The organism is Nocardia jinanensis (assembly GCF_014645735.1).
Classification (GTDB): Bacteria; Actinomycetota; Actinomycetes; order Mycobacteriales; family Mycobacteriaceae; genus Nocardia; species Nocardia jinanensis.
In genome coordinates this window covers 12913-29326 of sequence record NZ_BMMH01000007.1, presented here as the reverse complement: position 1 = coordinate 29326, position 16414 = coordinate 12913, and the positions used below count along the sequence as shown (strand labels likewise).

Sequence of the window (16414 nt, the reverse complement as noted above, 5' to 3'; positions counted from 1 at the left end):
CCCGAATGAGTCGAGTTTTGCGAGACACCTCAAAGGGTTGAGGCCCGTCCCGCCGTTCAGGCCTCGAAAGCGCATGCGCGAAGCGCGAGTCTCGAGGCCTGAACGGCGGGACTGAGGGGGCCTCAACCCCGCGCGCGCCAGCGCGCCGAAAACACAGCACCTTCACGAGCAAGTGCGCATCCACTTTCGCGAGCAAGCCCACCCTCCCCTTCCCGAGCAAGCTCCCATCACCATCTTCACAAGCGCACCCGACCTGCGAAGGTGTCGGGGCAGGCCCGTCCGCGAAGGTGCTGTGTTTATTTGCGCCGCCTCCGGCGGCGCGTGGGCGGGGCCCTATCAACCCCGGTTCTTCACTCCTTCGCTCAGTCGCTGCGCTCCTTCGCTACGTCGCTCCAGAACCCGGGGCGGGCCCCGCCCACGGAAGTGCTCATCCGGGGGCATCGGTTCCGGCCCCGGTCAGCGAGGATGCGGGGTCAGCGGGGCAGCATTTCCTCCCAGCTGCTGTGGCTGTCGGCCACGAGGTCGGTCTGCCGATACAGCTGACCGTCGGGACCCATGTACTCACCGGTGTTCGGGTCGTACTGGGCGAAGGCGACCGCCGGCGCAGTGCCCCCCGGCGCGGTCGTATCCGCGGCGGGAGCATTGCCCGGCGGCGGGGCGAAGCGTGAATCCGGCGGAATACCCTGCTCCTCCAGCTCCGGGTCACGGGGATAGGGGCCCACCACCGGCTGTTCCGGAGCCACCGGCACGTAGTCCTGGTCGCTGTTGCAAATCTCCGCGGTCGGCGCGCGTTTGCCCGGGTGGCCCGCGCAGGGGATATTGCGCGCGCCACGTACGGCGACCGAATGATCCTGCGGCAGTTTGCAGTACAGATTGTCGGGGGTGTCGATGGTGGTGACATCCTGCGGCGACCGCCACTCCGAGGGCGGCAGGAAGCCGACCGTACAGGCCGGTGGGTCGGAGACGCCGCTGACCCGGAAGTCGCCGATACCCAGACCTGACGCGTTCTTGGTGGGCTGCACCGCCTGGACCAGTGACACCGCCGGAGGCAGTAGCACCAGCAGCTGCTCCAGACCCGCGTTGTAGGTGACCGCGAGCTGGCCCACCGAGGTGAGGTTGGACAACAACACCGGCAGGGTGAGCTGGAGGGAGTCCAGCAGCTGGGACACTTCGCCGGCGAAGCCCGGTCCCGAGTGCAGCAGGGTGCGCAGCTGCGGATCGTCGGCCACCAGTTGCCCGGTGACATTCGCGGTGGCGCGGGTCCAGATCCGGATCGCGTCCGCCGACTGCACCTGTGAATCCAGCAGCGGCACGGCATCTTCTACCAGGGTGCGGGTGCTGTCGCCCACGCCGTTCATCGTCGCGGTCAGTTTCTCGGCGGAGCTCAGTAGCGAGTCGAGATCGTCGCTCGCGCCGTGCACACCCGCGAACATCTCGTCGAGCAGCCGGCGCAGATCGTCCTTCGGAATCGTGCCGACCAGTGCGCTGAGCCGGTCCAGCATGGGGCCCACGGGCTGCGGAATCTCGGTATCGCGGCGCTCGATGGTGGCGCCGTCGTACAGATACGGCGGGGAATCGGTGCGCGGGAGCAGATCCACGTACTGCTCACCCACCGCCGATACGCTGCGGACCTCGGCGGTCAGATCGGCCGGTATCCGATGCGAACCGTCGATCGCGAGGACGGCCCGCACCCCGTCCTCGGTCAGATCGACGCGAGTCACCTTTCCCACTTGGATACCCCGGTAGGTCACATTGCCGAACCGATAGAGTCCACCGGCCTCGGGCAGTTCCACCGCCACATCCATGGTGCCGACTCCGGCCAGGGTCGGCAGCTTCATATAGATCACCGACATCACGACCAGGCCGATCACCGAGAGAATGCTGAAGATGACGAGCTGGGCACGGACGAAACGGGACAGCAGCATCAGCGGCCTCCGATCCCGGGTGGCAGGGGTATCTGGGGTAGCGGTAACTGCGGCAGTGGGAACGGCAGACCGGGGGCGGGCGCGGGGGGCGGCGCCGGAGCAGGTTCGGGAGCCGGAGCGGGTACCGGAGTCGGAGCGGCGGGCGGCGCCGCGACCGGCGGCGCAGTGATACCGAATCCGAGTGGATTCTTGGTCTGCTCCGCATAACCCGGGTCACCCACCGCGGCCTGGATGACCGCGGTCGGATCACCCCACGGCGTACCCAGTAGCAGTTCACGACGCAGCCGCGGGATGGTGAGGTCGACCGTGGCGAAAAGATTGATGAAATCGCCGCGCACGCCGTTGTCGACCAGATACTGCCCGTAGGGGAACACGGTCGCGAACGCGATGGCCTTGTTGATATCCGGGCCGACCGCGGCCAGCGCCCGCAGCGTCGGTTCCAGATTGCGCAGGTTGGTCAGCAGATCGTCGTGCACGGTGGTCAGGACACTGTTGGCGGTATCGCTGAAGGTGCGCAGATGGTCCATGGCCGAGACCAGATCCGGCCGCTCCCGGATCAGTACATCCAGCGCGGGCGGAATCCTGTGCAGCGCCTCAGTCAGCACATCGCGCTGCGCGGCGAACGTAGCGCCGAGCCGGTTCAGGCCGTCGATGGTGGCGACGATATCGGCGCGCTGCGCGTCGAGGGTGCCGAGGAAGACATCCAGACGATCCAGCAGGGCGCGGACATTCGTCTCGCGGCCCTCGAACGCCGCGCCGAGGCTGCCGACGATATCGCCGACCTGACCCAGGCCGCCGCCGTTGACCACCACCGACAGCGAGGCCAGGGTCTGCTCGGTCGAGGGATAGGTCGCGGTGTCGTCGAGTCCGATACGCGCGCCGGACTCCAGCCGGCCCTGCGGCGCCACGCCGGGCGGCGGATCCAGTGCCAGGTGCATCGAACCCAGCAGGCTGGTCTGTCCGACCCGGGCTTGCGCGTTCGCCGGAATCACCTCGCCCGGTTCAACGGAAACCTCGACCAGCGCATGCCAGTTCTCGACGTGGATATCGCCGATACTGCCGACCACGACATCGTCGATCAGTACCGGTGAGTTCGGGGTCAGCGTGCCGACATCGGCCATCTCGACATAGAGCGTCGTGGCGCCCGCCTCCCGGCCTGTCGCTCCCGGCAGGGGAAGCGAGTTCACCCCGTCCCACGCACATCCCGACGCGGTCATCACCACACACGCGCAGCCCAGCGCGGCTCGGCGCAGTTTTCGCGGACGTCCCGGTATCGCCATACGATCACCGCCCGCCGGGGAAGAGGATCTCGGCCAAGGTGGGCGCCGGTGGCGGGGGCGGCGCGGCCGGGCTCACCGCCTGAGCGGCCGGCGGAACCAGACCCGGTTCGCTGTAGATGATGTTGTCCGGCGATGCCGAGGGGCCGAGTCCCGGGTTCACCGGCACCGGAAGATAGTTGAAATTCATCAGCCCGAGCACCGGCCCCAGATAGTCGCGGCATTTGCGCGCGGCTTCCTCGGCGCCGATGTTCTCCACGCTGGCGATACCGCCGCAGACGAACTCGATGGGGTTGGAGAAGTTGTTCAGCACGAAAACCCCTGCCTCGGTGCCGGTATCGGGGTTGTAGATGTTGTAGAAGTTGGCCAGGCTGGTCGGGAAGATATGTAGCAACTCCTCGAGTTCGCCGCGATTGTCGACGAGGTTCTGGGTGACATCGGCCAGCCGGCCCACCTGTTCGCCGGCCTTGTCCCGGTTCGCCGCGACGAACCGCTGTACCTCGCCGACGGCGACGGCGAGATTGTTCAGTGCCGCGTCGAGATCGGAGCGGCTGCTGTCGAGCACGCTGGTGAGGGTCGCCAGCCGGTTCTGGAACTGCACGATCTGTACATTGCTGTCGCGCAGGGCTGTCACGAAGACCTGAAGATTCTCGAGCGTGTCCGCGATATCGCCGCTACCGGATGCCAGGATCCGGCCGACCCCGGAGAGCTGTGTCAGCACCTGCCGCAGCTTGTCGCCGTTGCCCGCTAGGGCGTTGGCCGCGCTGTCGATGAACCGGCCCGCCGGACCGGAGGACTGATCGCCGTCGGGTCCCAATTCGGTGGCCAGCCGGGTGAGCTGTGTTTTGATCTCGTCCCACTCCACCGGGACCGCGGTGCGCTCCAGCGGGATGACAGCCCCGTCGGGCATGGTGTCACCGTCGCCGCGGTATGCGGGGGTGAGCTGGACATACCGCGAATCGATCAGGCTCTGCGCCACGATCACCGCGCCGGCGTTCGCCGGGATATCCACGCCCCGGTCGATGTGCAGTTCCATCTCCACGGTGGTGCCGCGCGGTTCGAGTCCCGCGATCGTCCCCACCTTCACTCCGGAGACGCGCACATCGTCACCGGGATAGATGGCGGTGGCGGTGGTGAAAATCGCGCGAACCGTGGTCGGCGCGAGCACTGTACGGTTCACCAGCGCGAACGCGGCCGCCACCACCACGACAGCCAGGACGCCGGCGGCCACTCGCAGGATCGGCGTCCGATTCATCGCGGTGCCCCCGGTTGCGGTGCGGGTGGTTGCGGGACCGACCCGCCGAACGCGGCGTCGACGAACGGCCGGATCCACTGGGCGGGTATCAGATTGGCGACATAGGCGTTGTAGAACGGTCCGCCCGATACCGCCTCGCCCTGGGTCAGCGACGCCTTGGCCAGGCCCGGAATCGCCTTGGCGATGTTGTCACGGTTCTGCTGCAACACCTCGGTCACGGAGTTGAGCCGGTCCAGTGCGGGCCCCAGTTCGGCCTCGTTGTCGGCGACGAGTTCGGTCAGCTGATCGGCGACAACGGCGGTATTGGCCAGCAGGGTCGCGATCGCCTGCCGACGGTCGTCGAGAACACCGATCAGCGTATTGGCGTTGAGCAGCATGGTGTTCACCTGCTGGCCGCGGTCTGCCAGGATGCCGGTGACATCCCGGGAGGCGGCGAGCAGATCCCGCAGCGCGGTATTGCGGCTGTTGATGGTTTTCGACAATTCGGACAGACCGTCGAACGCCGGCCCCAGCTGCGGGGCGATCGTATCGAGTGTCGACGAGAGCATGTTCAGCGAATTGTTCAGCGAATCGGTGTCCATCGCCCCGGCGCTGGTGGTCAGCTCGCCGAGCGCGTCGGTCAGCGAATACGGCGACGAGGTGCGCTCGACCGGGATCGTGGCCAGCGGCCGCAGGTGCTCGTCACCGTGCGAGACCAGGGTCATGATCCGCTTGCCCAGTAACGAACCCGTCTTGATCTGCACCGTGCTCTCGGCACCCACCGGCACCGAACCGCGCACGGTGAACACCACTCGCGCGTCCCCGTTGTCCAACTGGACATCGGTCACCGAACCGACCCGCACACCCGACACGATCACCTCGTCCCCGGCTTCCAGGCCCCCGGCCTCCTGGAAGAGGGCCTGGTAGCGGACCGTCGTCCCCCAGGCGATCACCTGCTGGGACTGCAGCCCCAGCGAGATGACACAGACGATGAGCACGATCCCGACCAGGCCGTGCCGCAGCAGATGTCTTCCGCGGTATCGAAACATGTCAGGGAGCGCACCTTCCGTCGGTCTGTACGGCTGCCGGGATCTCCACGACCTGACCGGACAGATCGTTGACCCGCAGGGTCAAATCGCACAGGTAGTACTGGATGAAGTTGCCATAGGCGCCGGTGCGCACCAGTTTCCGGAAATTCTCCGGAGCCTTCCGCAGAGCGGTGTCGAGGGTCTGCTTGTCGCCGTCGATATTGGCGGCCAGCTGGTTGACCTGGTCGATGGCGCCGGCCAGCGGCGGGCGGCCCTGGGTGAGCAGATCGGCGACCGTGGCGGTGCCGCTCTCCAGGGAGTCGATCGCCGCGGCGATCGGATCACGATCGTTGCTGAGCTGGGTGATCAGCTGTTCGAGTCGATCCACCAGATTCGAGAACTGGCCGCCCTCCGATTGCAGTGTCGTCATCACCGTCTTCAGGTTGTCGATCAGCTGCGCGATGATCTGGTTGTTATCGGCCAGCGCCGCGGAGAACGAGGCGGTACGCCCGAGGATGGAGTTCACTGTGCCCTCCTTGCCCTGCACGATCTCCAGCAGCGACCAGGTCAGCGCGTTCACATCACGGGCGTTCAGGCCCTGGATCACCGGTTTCAGACCACCGAGCAACAGATCCAGATCCAGTGCGCCGACCGTGTTCTCGATCGGTAGCTCCCCGCCCGCCGGCAGCTCGTTGCCGGGTTTGTCGACGAGTTCGAGATAGCGATCACCGACGAGGTTGAGATACCGCACCGCGACCTGGGTGCCCGTGGTCAGTGGCAATGCCCGGTCGGCGTCGAATTCCACCCGTACCCGGTGGTCCTGCTCGAGCTCGACGCCGCGCACGGAACCGACCACAACGCCCGAAACCCGGACCGTATCCCCTTCGCGCAGCGCCGAGGAGTCGGCGAACACCGCCGAGTATTCGTTGGTGGACCCGCTGCGGTACTCCCCGAACACGATGATCAGGCAGGCCGAGAGCACCACCATCACCGCGGCGAAGATCCCGAATTTCAGCAGGGGCGTATCGCGGTTGCTCATCGCGGCGCTTCCTTCCCGGCGGCGGCCGGGCCGAACAGCGCTCTGGCCAATGATTCGGTGTTCAGGGTGAGCCCGGGCCGGAACGGGCCGGCATTCGGGTCGGCGCCGACATCGGTGACTACGAACGGCGGGAAGTCCTCGTAACCGACCGGCAGCATCGAGCACTGCGGTCCGCCCTTGGCCGCGACTTTCGGGAGATGATCCGGATACCGGTACGGTTCCACACCCCAGAGGAAGTTCGCCGACAACCCGATTCCCGGTACCTGCACCGGTTTCACCGAGGCGAGATAGCCGAGACCGTCCAGCGCGCAGGTCAGCGCCGTGCGGTAGCGGTTGGTGAGATCGGTGGTGGGGACGAGCGCGTCGAGTGAACTCGCCAGCGCCGCGCCGTTGTCGCCGATCACCCGATTGCCGGTATCGGCCAGGCCGATCAGGCTCATGAGCAGAACGTCGAGCTGCTGTTGTTCCTCCACCACCGTGTTGCTCAATTTCGTGGCGTTGGCGACGGTGTCCACCAGTGGCTGCGCCGAATCCGCGTAGGTCCCCGCGACCTGCGGCGCCATGGCGAGATCGGCGCGCAACGCGGGCAATCCCGGTTCCAGTTTCGCCAGGAAAGCCTCGAGGTCGACCAGCATCTGGCCCACCCGGTCACCGCGTCCGCGCATCGCGTTGGCCAGGGCGCCGAGGGTCTCGTTCAGCTTCTCCGGCTGGATCTCGCCCAGCACCTGGGTGAGTTGCTGGAAGACCGTATTGATCTCGACCGTCACGCTCTCGGCGGCGAACACCTGTCCGGCCTCCAGACGGCGGTCCGAGGGCCGGTCGGGCGGCACCAGCTGGATGTATTTGGCACCGAACACGGTGGTGGAGGCGATATCCACGGTGACGTCGCCGGGTATGCGGTCGAGCTGCCCGCGATCGATCGCCAGTTCGATCTCGGCGGTTCCGTCGGAGCGTTCCGCGATGGAGTGCACCGCACCCACCGTGACCCCGCGCAGTTTCACCTCGGCGTCGGGGTACATCACCAGCCCGGCCCGCGGCGAATGCACGGTGACCGCCACGGTATCGGCGAATCCACCCTGGAAGAGGGTGACGGCGAGGACCACGATCGCGATACCGGCGGACAGCGCCACCAACCCCGCGGCGGGCCGTCCCGCCGCGGACAACGACCGCAGCCGGTCCCGCCGGCGGCGGCCCGCCGGCGGGCCGGGCGGCTGCGAGCCCGACAGTGGGCGGTACGCCCACGACTGCGTTTCGTTTGCCACCAGCGCCATCCCCTACCCCGACAGCTCGAAGTTGCCGTTGGACCCGTACACGGCGAGCGAGACCAGCAGCGTCACCGATACGACCGCGATGAGCGAGGTCCGCACCGCGTTGCCCACCGCTGTCCCGACACCCGAGGGCCCGCCCGCGGCGAAGAACCCGAAGTAGGTGTGGATCAGCAGGATCGTGATCGCCATGAGGATCGCCTGTAGGAACGACCAGATCAGGTCGATCGGGTTCAGGAAGGTGGCGAAGTAGTGGTCGTAGAGTCCGGAGGACTGGCCCAGGATCACCACGGTGGTGAACCGGCTGGCCAGGAACGAGGCGATCACCGCGATCGCGTACAGCGGGGTGATGGCGATCATCCCGGCCACGATACGAGTGCCGACGAGATACGAGATCGGCTCTATCGCGATGGATTCCAGCGCATCGATCTCTTCGTTGATCCGCATGGCGCCCAATTGCGCCGTGACGCCGGCACCGAAGGTGGCCGCCAGTCCGATACCGGCCACGACCGGGGCCGAGATCCGCACGTTGATGAACGCGGACAGGAAGCCGGTGAGTGCCTCGATCCCGATATCACCGAGCGAGCTGTAACCCTGTACCGCCAGGGTGCCGCCGGTGGCCAGGGTCAGAAAGCTGACGATCACCACCGTGCCGCCGAATGCCGCCAATGTGCCCGCGCCCATACTGATCTCGGCGATCAGCCGGATCGTCTCCCGCTTGTACCGCCACGCCGCCATCGGCGCGAATGCCAGCGCCTTCGTATAGAAGATGGCGTGGTCACCGAGCCGGCCCAGTACATCCACCGGTTTACGCAGCCGGCGGATGATCATCGGATACCGAGCCGCCAGAACCGCGGAGGCTGTCATCGGATACCTCCTCTCATCCGGTCGTCAACTGGATGCCGATCGCCGTGACCATCACATTGATGACGAACAGCGACATGAACGCATAGACCACGGTCTCGTTGACCGCGTTACCCACCGCTTTCGCGCCACCGGTGACGATCAGCCCGCGATAGCAGGCGACGATCCCGGCGACCAGCCCGAACAGCAGTGCCTTCACCGACGAGATGATCACCTCGTTGATGCCGGTGAGCAGGGTGATCCCGGCGACGAACGCACCCGGATTCACGTCCTGCACGTACACCGAGAAGACGTATCCGCCGAGCACGCCGATGATGCAGACCAGGTTGTTCAGCAGTAACGCGACCAGCCCGGAGGCCAGCATGCGCGGGGTGACCAGGCGCTGGACCGGATCGATCCCGAGCACCTCCATGGCCGCGATCTCCTCCCGGATGGTCCGGGACCCCAGATCGGCGCACATCGCGGTGGCTCCGGAACCGGCCACGATCAGCACGGTGACCATCGGGCCCACCTGGGTCACCGCCCCGAAGGCCGCGCCCGCCCCGGACAGGTCGGCGGCGCCCAACTCGCGCAACAGGATGTTGAGGGTGAAGCTGACCAGCACGGTGAACGGGATCGCCACCAGCAGCGTGGGAACCAGCGAGACCCGCACGATGAACCACGCCTGTTCGAAGAATTCCCGGGTCTGGAACGGCCGCCGGAACGCGAATTTCACCGCGTCCGCGGTCATGGCGAACAGGCCGCCCACTGTCTGGAGAGGTCCCGCGATCCGGTCCTTGGCCCGGATCCAGACCGGGGTGCGGGTGGTCATCGGGACCTCATCGCGTCGGAAACGGTTGCCGCCGTGCCGTTCGGGCGGTCCCCCGGGAGGCCGGGGACGCACCCGGGCAACGAGGAATTCGGCATCGAAGTGCTCCTGTCGAACGATCGACGGCTCGGCGGATGCGCCGGGTGGCGCGGTCCCACCGAGACGGGGCGGCTCCGGACGAGCCGCGGCGCGACGAACGGTTCCCGGGTGAACGGCTACGGATCACGATCCGAAGGCTGATGCCGTCTCAGCCGGTCTGCTGTCACATCTCTCGGTACGGAAATGTCATTCTCAATTTCCAATAGGATGACATCCGAATACGGAGAATTCAATACTTGGCAACAAGTTTCCCGGAACGCCCAGGCAGATCGGGCAAACGGCGACCGCGCCGCCACAAAAACCCCTCGAACAGGCATGATCCCCCCACCCGCGGACCAGCGAAACGCCCACGACAACCCCCGAGCGACCCACGAAATTGTGAAATTCGATGTTTCAAATCCCCCCGATACTTCGACCCCCGTGTTGAATTCGCACAAATGCGTACGAAACGCATTTTCGAACTTCCGATCCGGTCGCCGAATCCTCGCGACGGGTCCGGAAAATCAGCGGCGACGCCCCACTTCCGGCGTCCCGCTTCCGGAGCCCGCCGCTACCACCGGAACACTGTCCGGGTCGGCGTGATCCAGGCCGACCCGGCCGGCCGCACACCGGGGCCCACCCACACGGGACCGCTCGGCCACCCGGCGGCATGCGGACCCGCGATCAGACCGCGGGCACCAGATCCGCGCAGAACGGCGCGTACTCCATGGCCCCGCTACGAAAGATCTCGCTCGGCGTCACCGCGGCGGGCGAGAGCCCGGCCGCGACCATCGCCTGCGCCTTGAACGCTCGCGCGGCACAGCTCAGCCGGTGCAGCACCGGATCCACGCCGTGATCCTGACCGGCCGGCCAGCCGTCACCCCAGACGACGACCTCGATCCCCCGGTCTTCGAGGGCCCGCAGTACACCCTTGCGGGCGCGGCCGTCCCTGCTACAGACATCGGCGTTGACGGCCAGCGCCTGCGGCAGCCTGCCGGGCACCTCGGTGGCCAGTACCGCGTCGAGCTCGCGGACCTCGGCGCCGAGGATCTTCAACGGCCGGATATCGGACGGCTGCGCGAGCAGCACCGTCACGTCCCAGCCGGCCACCGATCGATCGAACAACCACCCGCCGGCGAACTGGACCGCGTCGGCCACGGTTGCCGCCACCACATCGAGCCGGTACCTCATCACATCTCCTTCGCCGCCAAGTCGCGGGCCAGCGACTCGGTGTAACCGTTGAATACGTCGGCCAGCGGGATCGAACGATCGAGCAGCCATGAGATCTCCATTCCGTTCAAGAAGGCGACGATTTCCACCGCACGGACCCGGGGGTCGATATCGCGCCGGTACCGACCGTCCTCCTGGCCGCGGAGGATGGCCTGGACGACCAGTTCGACCGCCATATGCCACCGATCGAGCATGCGATCGTGCAGCGGCGCTTCGGGCATCAGGTTCTCGACCAGGAGGACGACGAAGGTGCCGACCAATTCCGGATGCCGTTCCATCCGGGTGACCACCTTGCGGATCTCGACGATCAGATCGCCGTTGATATTGGCGTCCTCCAGGTCCTCGGCGTCGCGCGCGTCCAGAACGGCATGCAGCAACTGCTCTTTGGAGGAGAAGTGATGCAGCAACCCCGCGGAGGTCACTCCGGCCTCTCCGGCGATCTGGGCGAGCGTGGTGCTGCGCCAGCCGTTCCGGGTGAGCAGACGTTGGGCGACGGCGAGGATGCGCTGCCTGCGGTCTTCCCCTTTGGCGAGGAGTGCGGCATAAGGACGAGGAGCTGTCATGGTCCGAACCCCGATCTGACAAACCTAGTGAACACACAGTAGGTTGGTTTCGATCCTGTGACAAGGGTTACAGGGAAGTTGCCCCGGCAACGGGTCTTCACGCGCGGATCGCGGCCATCACAGACCCGAAATCCGCCCCCGCGCAATACTCGCGGCACCCGGCGTGAACCTCTGATGAAAATATCATTCTCGCAGCCCTAGCCGCAGAAGAACGCATAAATCGCCACTATCTCATAGAACGTCACTCTCGCTTTGTGACAATGTCGTTTTCAGCTTGGCGGGCCACCACCCGATATCCGGCCGCACGCACCGCCGATCCGTTTGCGCAGCAATTCATACGGAATCGGCATAACACGGTGACGGCAGCGGCCGCCCGGGGCCACGACCGCCGACGGCAAATTCGCGAATCAAACGATCCATTGGAGGGTCACGATGCCGACTTCGCCCAGCAGTGCCCAGCTCTACCCGCCACAGGGTTTCGGTCCGCCGAAGGATCGCCGGGGCCACGCCGAGGGCACACTCGGACTCCCCACCGGCACCGAGGTCTTCTCCGCCGACAACCACATCTCCCTCGCCGACGATATCTTCTACGAACGCTTCCCCGAGGAGCTCCGGGACAAGGCACCCCGAGTGTGGTACGAGGACGGGGCCTACCAGATCGGGCGCAAGGGCAAATCGTTCCTGCCCGGCGATTTCAGCCGGGTACTGATGCAGTACGACCCGCTCGACGGTTCGGGTAGCACGAACCTCGAGGCCCGGGTGGCGGATCTGCGCGCCGACGGTATCGACAGGGAACTGGCGTTCCCCAATTCGCTGCTGGCCCTGCTCTTCTACCCGGACAAGGCGGTCCGCGAGCGCTGTTTCCGCATCTACAACGAGTACATCGCCGAGGTGCAGGAACGTTCCGGCGGGAAGTTGTACGGTGTCGGATTGATCAACTGGTGGGACGCCGACGGGGCGCGCCGGACCCTGACCGAGCTGAAGGCACTGGGCCTCAGAACATTCCTGCTGCCACTATCGGCCGGCAAGGACGACGACGGCAATGTCATCGACTACGGCAGCACCGAGATGATCGGCGTCTGGGACGCCATCGAGGAATCCGGCGTACCGGTCTCGCACCATATCGGCGAATCGCCGCTGTCGGCGCCGTGCGAGGTGAACAGCGTCGTCGTCGGCATGATGCACAATGTGGCCCCGTTCCGGGAGCTGTTCTCCAAGTATCTGTTCAGCGGCATCATCGACCGGCATCCGGGCCTGCAGATCGGCTGGTTCGAGGGCGGGATCAACTGGGTCGCCTCGGCGCTGCAGGACGCCGAGCATATGAACGCCTCCTACCGGCACATGTACAACCGCCCGGTCGAACACGAGGTGCGCCATTACTGGCAGAACCATATGCGCGCCTCGTTCATGGTCGACCCGCTCGGCCTGGCCATCATCGACCAGATCGGGGTGGACCGGGTGATGTGGTCCTCGGACTATCCGCACAACGAGAGCACATTCGGCTACTCGGAGCAGTCGCTGGCCGCGGTCGTGGCGGCCGTCGGCCCGGAGGATGCCGCCCGCATCGTGAGCGGAAACATCAAGGACTTCCTGGGTGTACAGGCCGGGCTGTAGCGCCGAGGGCGAGAAGGATCTGTTGCGATGACCGCACTCTCCGCCGCGACCACCGCGGCGATCGATATACCCGATCTTCCCGACCGGGCCCGGATGCGCCGGGAGACCGGGGCCCGTCTGCGTTCGGCGATGGCCGAGCGCGGTGTGGACGCGGCGATTCTGCTGCTGAACAACAATGTCGTCTACGCGACCGGTGCCAACTGGCCGCTCGGCGACGCCGGCCTGGCCCATGTCGAACGGCCGGTCGCGGTGGTCACCGCGGACGACGAATGGCCGCATCTGTTCCTGCCCTTCCGGGCCGGCGCGGCGGCGGAATCCGAGCTGCCCGACGACCATCTGCATTCGCCGGTGTACCTCGAATTCGACGAGGGTGTCGCGGATTTCGCGCGCATCCTGGCCGATCTGGTGCCGGCCGGATCGACTTTCGCGGTCGACGAGTACACCGGTGCGATGCTGCGGGCCCGCGACCGGCTCTTCCCGGGCGGGAAACCGGTGGACGCGGCCGCGGTCATCGGACCGGCCAAACTGATCAAGACACCCGACGAACTCTCCTGTATCCGCAAGGCCTGCCGGATCACCGAGGAGGCGATCGTCGATATCCACACCTCGCTGGCGCCCGGACAGCGTCAGATCGACCTGTCCGCACGATTCGTCCGGCGCGCGTTCGAACTCGGCGCGACCGCCACCATGCTGGACGCCATCTGGCAGGTCATGCCGGCGACCAAAGCCGACGGAGTGTGGACCAAGCACGGCGATCTCGCGCTGCCGCTGCTCACCACCGAACGGGAGCTCGCGGCCGGTGATGTGCTGTGGACCGATGTCTCGATCACCTACAACGGCTACTGCTCGGATTTCGGCCGTACCTGGATAGTCGGCCAGGACCCGGCACCGCGCCAGCAGGCGCAGTACCGCGAATGGCGGGAGATCCTGGACGCGGTCCTCGCGCAGATCCGCCCCGGCGCCACCGCGGCCCAGCTCGGCGCCGCGGCCACCGCGGCGGCCGGCGGGCAGCGTCCCTGGCTCCCGCATTTCTACATCTCGCACGGTATCGGCGTGAGCGCCGCGGAGGTGCCGATGATCGGTACCGACCTCGGCGCCGAATTCGACGAGAACTTCGTGCTCCGACCCGGCATGGTGCTGGTCCTCGAACCCGTGGTGTGGGAGGACGGCACCGGCGGCTACCGCAGTGAGGAGATCGTGGTGGTTACCGAAGGAGGCTTCAAGCCTCTCACCGACTACACCTATGCCCCCTATGGCGACTGAGATCCTGCCGGACGATCGCGCGCTGCGGGTGGGACGCCGCGAGCGCGTGCTGGCACAGATGCGAGCCCACGACCTCGATGTACTGATCGCCGGACGGCAGGCCAACGCCCGCTATCTGTCCGGCGCGCCCCAACTGTGGGTGGCGGGGACCCGGCCGTTCGGCCCGGTGGCCCTGATCGTGCGGAGGACCGGAGCGGTCCACCTGCACAGCACCTGGGACGAGGGCATCCCCGAGGACATCCCGCACGACAATCTGTACGAGACCATGTGGGATCCCCGCAATCTCGTCGCGGTGCTGCGCGAGATAGCAGGTGCGGCCGATGCCCGGCGGGTGGGCACCGACGCGCTCTCGCCCGGTTTCGCCGAGCTGCTGCCCACCGCGTTCCCGAATGCCGAGATCGTCGACGGCGAACTCGCCTTCCGGGCGGCCCGGCGGGTCAAGACCGCGGACGAGATCGCGACCATGCGCGCCGGCCTGCGGGTCGCCGAACAGGGTCTCGCCGCCGGCCTGGCCGAACTCGCACCCGGGGTCTCCGAACAGGGGCTGGCCGGTGTGCTGCTGGAAGCCTGCGCCGCGGGCGGTGTGAGCACCCCCGCGACCCAGGATGCGGCCTGGGTGACCGCTCGCGATCATCCGTGGCGGCGGGCGACCGCGGACCGGCGGGTCCAGGAGGGCGATCTGGTCGCCTTCTCCTCCGGAGTCCTGGCCGACGGATACATCGGTGAGGTCGGGCGCACCTGGCCGGTCGGCGCGGTGACACCGGCGACCGGAAAACTCTACGGCCGCTGGAACCGACTGTGGGACAGTCTCCTCCAGGCATGTCGGCCGGGTGCGCCCGCGGCCGGTCTGCTCGACGCCTATCTCGCCGCAGGTGAGCCGCTACCGGTCATGCCGGTCGCGCGCGGCCTCGGCATGGGTTTCGACCCGCCGGTGGTCGCGCCGGCGCTGCGGCGTACCGCGGAAGCCGAGATCCTCGAGCCCGGCATGGTGCTCGCGCTGACCGGTTACGTCTGGGCCGAAGGGGTGGGTGCCGTCTTCGGACGCGATGCCGTACTCATCGGCGAGGACGGCCCGCAGATCCTGACCTCGAGCCCGCACTGGGAGCCGCGATGACCACCCCCGCGAACGGCGCACGGACCGACGACGAAGGAGCCGCGGGGAGCGCGGCGCAGCCGAGCGCCGAGGAGATCATCCGGTATTCGAAGGACCCCGCGACCCGGATCGCGACCATCACCTTCGACCGCCCCGATCAGCTCAACGCGCCCACCATGGCCGCGCGCGTGCGCTACGGCGATCTCATCCACCGGGCGAGTATCGATGATGACGTCAAGGTGCTGGTGATCCGCGGCGCGGGCGACGATTTCGGGTCCGGCGCGGATCTCGGTGAGTTCATGGCCGTGCAGAACGACCCCGACCAGGGACCACGCCTGAGCGAATACAAGATCGGTCCCGACGAGGATGTCCGGTATCCGCCGAAGGAATCGTTCCGGCACGGCGCGAGCATCAGCCAGTGGTACGCCAACGCCCAGGCGGGCTGCCGGAGCCTGCAGGAGTTCAAGAAGATCAGCATCGTCGAGGTCAAAGGCTACTGCTACGGCTGGCACTTCTACCAGGCCGCCGACGCGGACCTGGTGATCTCCTCCGACGACGCGCTGTTCGGGCATCCGTCGTTCCGCTACTACGGCTGGGGTCCACGGATGTGGACCTGGGCGCAGACCATGGGGTTGCGGAAGTTCCAGGAAATGGTGTTCACCGGCCGCGCGTTCTCCGCGGCGGAGATGGACGAGTGCAATTTCCTCAACAGTGTCGTACCCCGCGCCGACCTCGAAGCCGAGACCGGCAAGTACGCCCTGGCCTGCGCCCGTAACCGGCCCACGGACACGGTATTCATGCAGAAGGTCTTCTTCGAGATCATGAAACAGCAGCAGGGCGAGTACATGGGCAGCCTGCTCAGCGGTTTCTTCGAATCGATGGGCGGCCATATCCACGCCGACGACAACGACCTGATGCTGGACAACGCCCTCGACGGCGGACTCAACAACTCGGTCAAGGACAACGACAGCCGGTTCCCCCCGGAATTCCGGCTGAGCAAATCGGGTCGCGAGAAGCCGGAATAACCCGGCCGCACCCCATCGGGGGATCGACAACACCGGCCCGGGCGTGCCGGTGCGCTGCACCCGCACCACAGTGCGGGTGCAGCGTGGTCTCCGGGGGGTTCCCCGCCG

General features: G+C 66.8%; 14 protein-coding genes. 4 read left to right on the top strand and 10 right to left on the bottom strand.

The genetic code is table 11. From position 1 onward, the window contains the following. Window positions 1–473 precede the first annotated feature (473 nt). The 10 genes from IEY68_RS17545 to IEY68_RS17500 all read right to left on the bottom strand — a co-directional run bounded on the left by IEY68_RS17545 (window position 474) and on the right by IEY68_RS17500 (window position 11311). Window positions 474–1922 (bottom strand): MCE family protein, encoded by a 1449-nt coding sequence (locus IEY68_RS17545; RefSeq protein ID WP_063001071.1) that lies wholly within the window; start codon window positions 1920–1922, stop codon window positions 474–476. 2 nt (window positions 1923–1924) lie between these two features. After that, window positions 1925–3205: an MCE family protein gene (locus IEY68_RS17540; protein WP_063001067.1), complete on the bottom strand. Its 1281-nt coding sequence runs from the start codon at window positions 3203–3205 to the stop codon at window positions 1925–1927. 4 nt (window positions 3206–3209) lie between these two features. Next, complete coding sequence (locus IEY68_RS17535) at window positions 3210–4457, bottom strand: MCE family protein (RefSeq protein WP_063001065.1); 1248 nt, start codon at window positions 4455–4457, stop codon at window positions 3210–3212. Continuing rightward, window positions 4454–5485: an MCE family protein gene (locus IEY68_RS17530; RefSeq protein WP_063001063.1), complete on the bottom strand. Its 1032-nt coding sequence runs from the start codon at window positions 5483–5485 to the stop codon at window positions 4454–4456. The genes IEY68_RS17535 and IEY68_RS17530 overlap by 4 nt, the downstream gene beginning before the upstream one ends. Window position 5486: 1 nt before the next feature. Next, on the bottom strand, window positions 5487–6503 hold the full coding sequence (locus IEY68_RS17525) for an MCE family protein (RefSeq protein WP_063001061.1): 1017 nt from the start codon (window positions 6501–6503) through the stop codon (window positions 5487–5489). Then, window positions 6500–7765, bottom strand: coding sequence for an MCE family protein (locus IEY68_RS17520; protein ID WP_229718846.1), 1266 nt, complete (start codon window positions 7763–7765; stop codon window positions 6500–6502). The genes IEY68_RS17525 and IEY68_RS17520 overlap by 4 nt, the downstream gene beginning before the upstream one ends. Before the next feature lie 12 nt (window positions 7766–7777). Continuing rightward, on the bottom strand, window positions 7778–8635 hold the full coding sequence (locus IEY68_RS17515; RefSeq protein WP_058853034.1) for an MlaE family ABC transporter permease: 858 nt from the start codon (window positions 8633–8635) through the stop codon (window positions 7778–7780). 13 nt (window positions 8636–8648) lie between these two features. Then, window positions 8649–9443: an MlaE family ABC transporter permease gene (locus IEY68_RS17510; protein ID WP_058853033.1), complete on the bottom strand. Its 795-nt coding sequence runs from the start codon at window positions 9441–9443 to the stop codon at window positions 8649–8651. Window positions 9444–10202: 759 nt separating this feature from the next. Beyond that, complete coding sequence (locus tag IEY68_RS17505) at window positions 10203–10709, bottom strand: hypothetical protein (RefSeq protein ID WP_058853035.1); 507 nt, start codon at window positions 10707–10709, stop codon at window positions 10203–10205. After that, window positions 10709–11311, bottom strand: a complete 603-nt coding sequence (locus tag IEY68_RS17500; RefSeq protein ID WP_058853031.1) for a TetR/AcrR family transcriptional regulator — start codon at window positions 11309–11311, stop codon at window positions 10709–10711. Before IEY68_RS17500 ends, IEY68_RS17505 begins: the two co-directional genes overlap by 1 nt. Before the next feature lie 432 nt (window positions 11312–11743). On the opposite strand from IEY68_RS17500, the gene IEY68_RS17495 reads away from it, so the two are divergent. The 4 genes from IEY68_RS17495 to IEY68_RS17480 are packed head-to-tail and all read left to right on the top strand — an operon-like array spanning window position 11744 to window position 16306. Then, window positions 11744–12925: an amidohydrolase family protein gene (locus tag IEY68_RS17495; RefSeq protein WP_058853030.1), complete on the top strand. Its 1182-nt coding sequence runs from the start codon at window positions 11744–11746 to the stop codon at window positions 12923–12925. Window positions 12926–12952: 27 nt separating this feature from the next. Then, window positions 12953–14188 (top strand): M24 family metallopeptidase, encoded by a 1236-nt coding sequence (locus tag IEY68_RS17490; protein ID WP_058853029.1) that lies wholly within the window; start codon window positions 12953–12955, stop codon window positions 14186–14188. After that, window positions 14178–15302, top strand: coding sequence for a M24 family metallopeptidase (locus IEY68_RS17485; RefSeq protein ID WP_058853028.1), 1125 nt, complete (start codon window positions 14178–14180; stop codon window positions 15300–15302). The genes IEY68_RS17490 and IEY68_RS17485 overlap by 11 nt, the downstream gene beginning before the upstream one ends. Then, the gene (locus IEY68_RS17480; protein WP_058853027.1) at window positions 15299–16306 is read left to right on the top strand and encodes an enoyl-CoA hydratase/isomerase family protein; all 1008 of its coding nucleotides are present in this window, start codon (window positions 15299–15301) and stop codon (window positions 16304–16306) included. The genes IEY68_RS17485 and IEY68_RS17480 overlap by 4 nt, the downstream gene beginning before the upstream one ends. The last annotated feature ends 108 nt before the right edge of the window (window positions 16307–16414 follow it).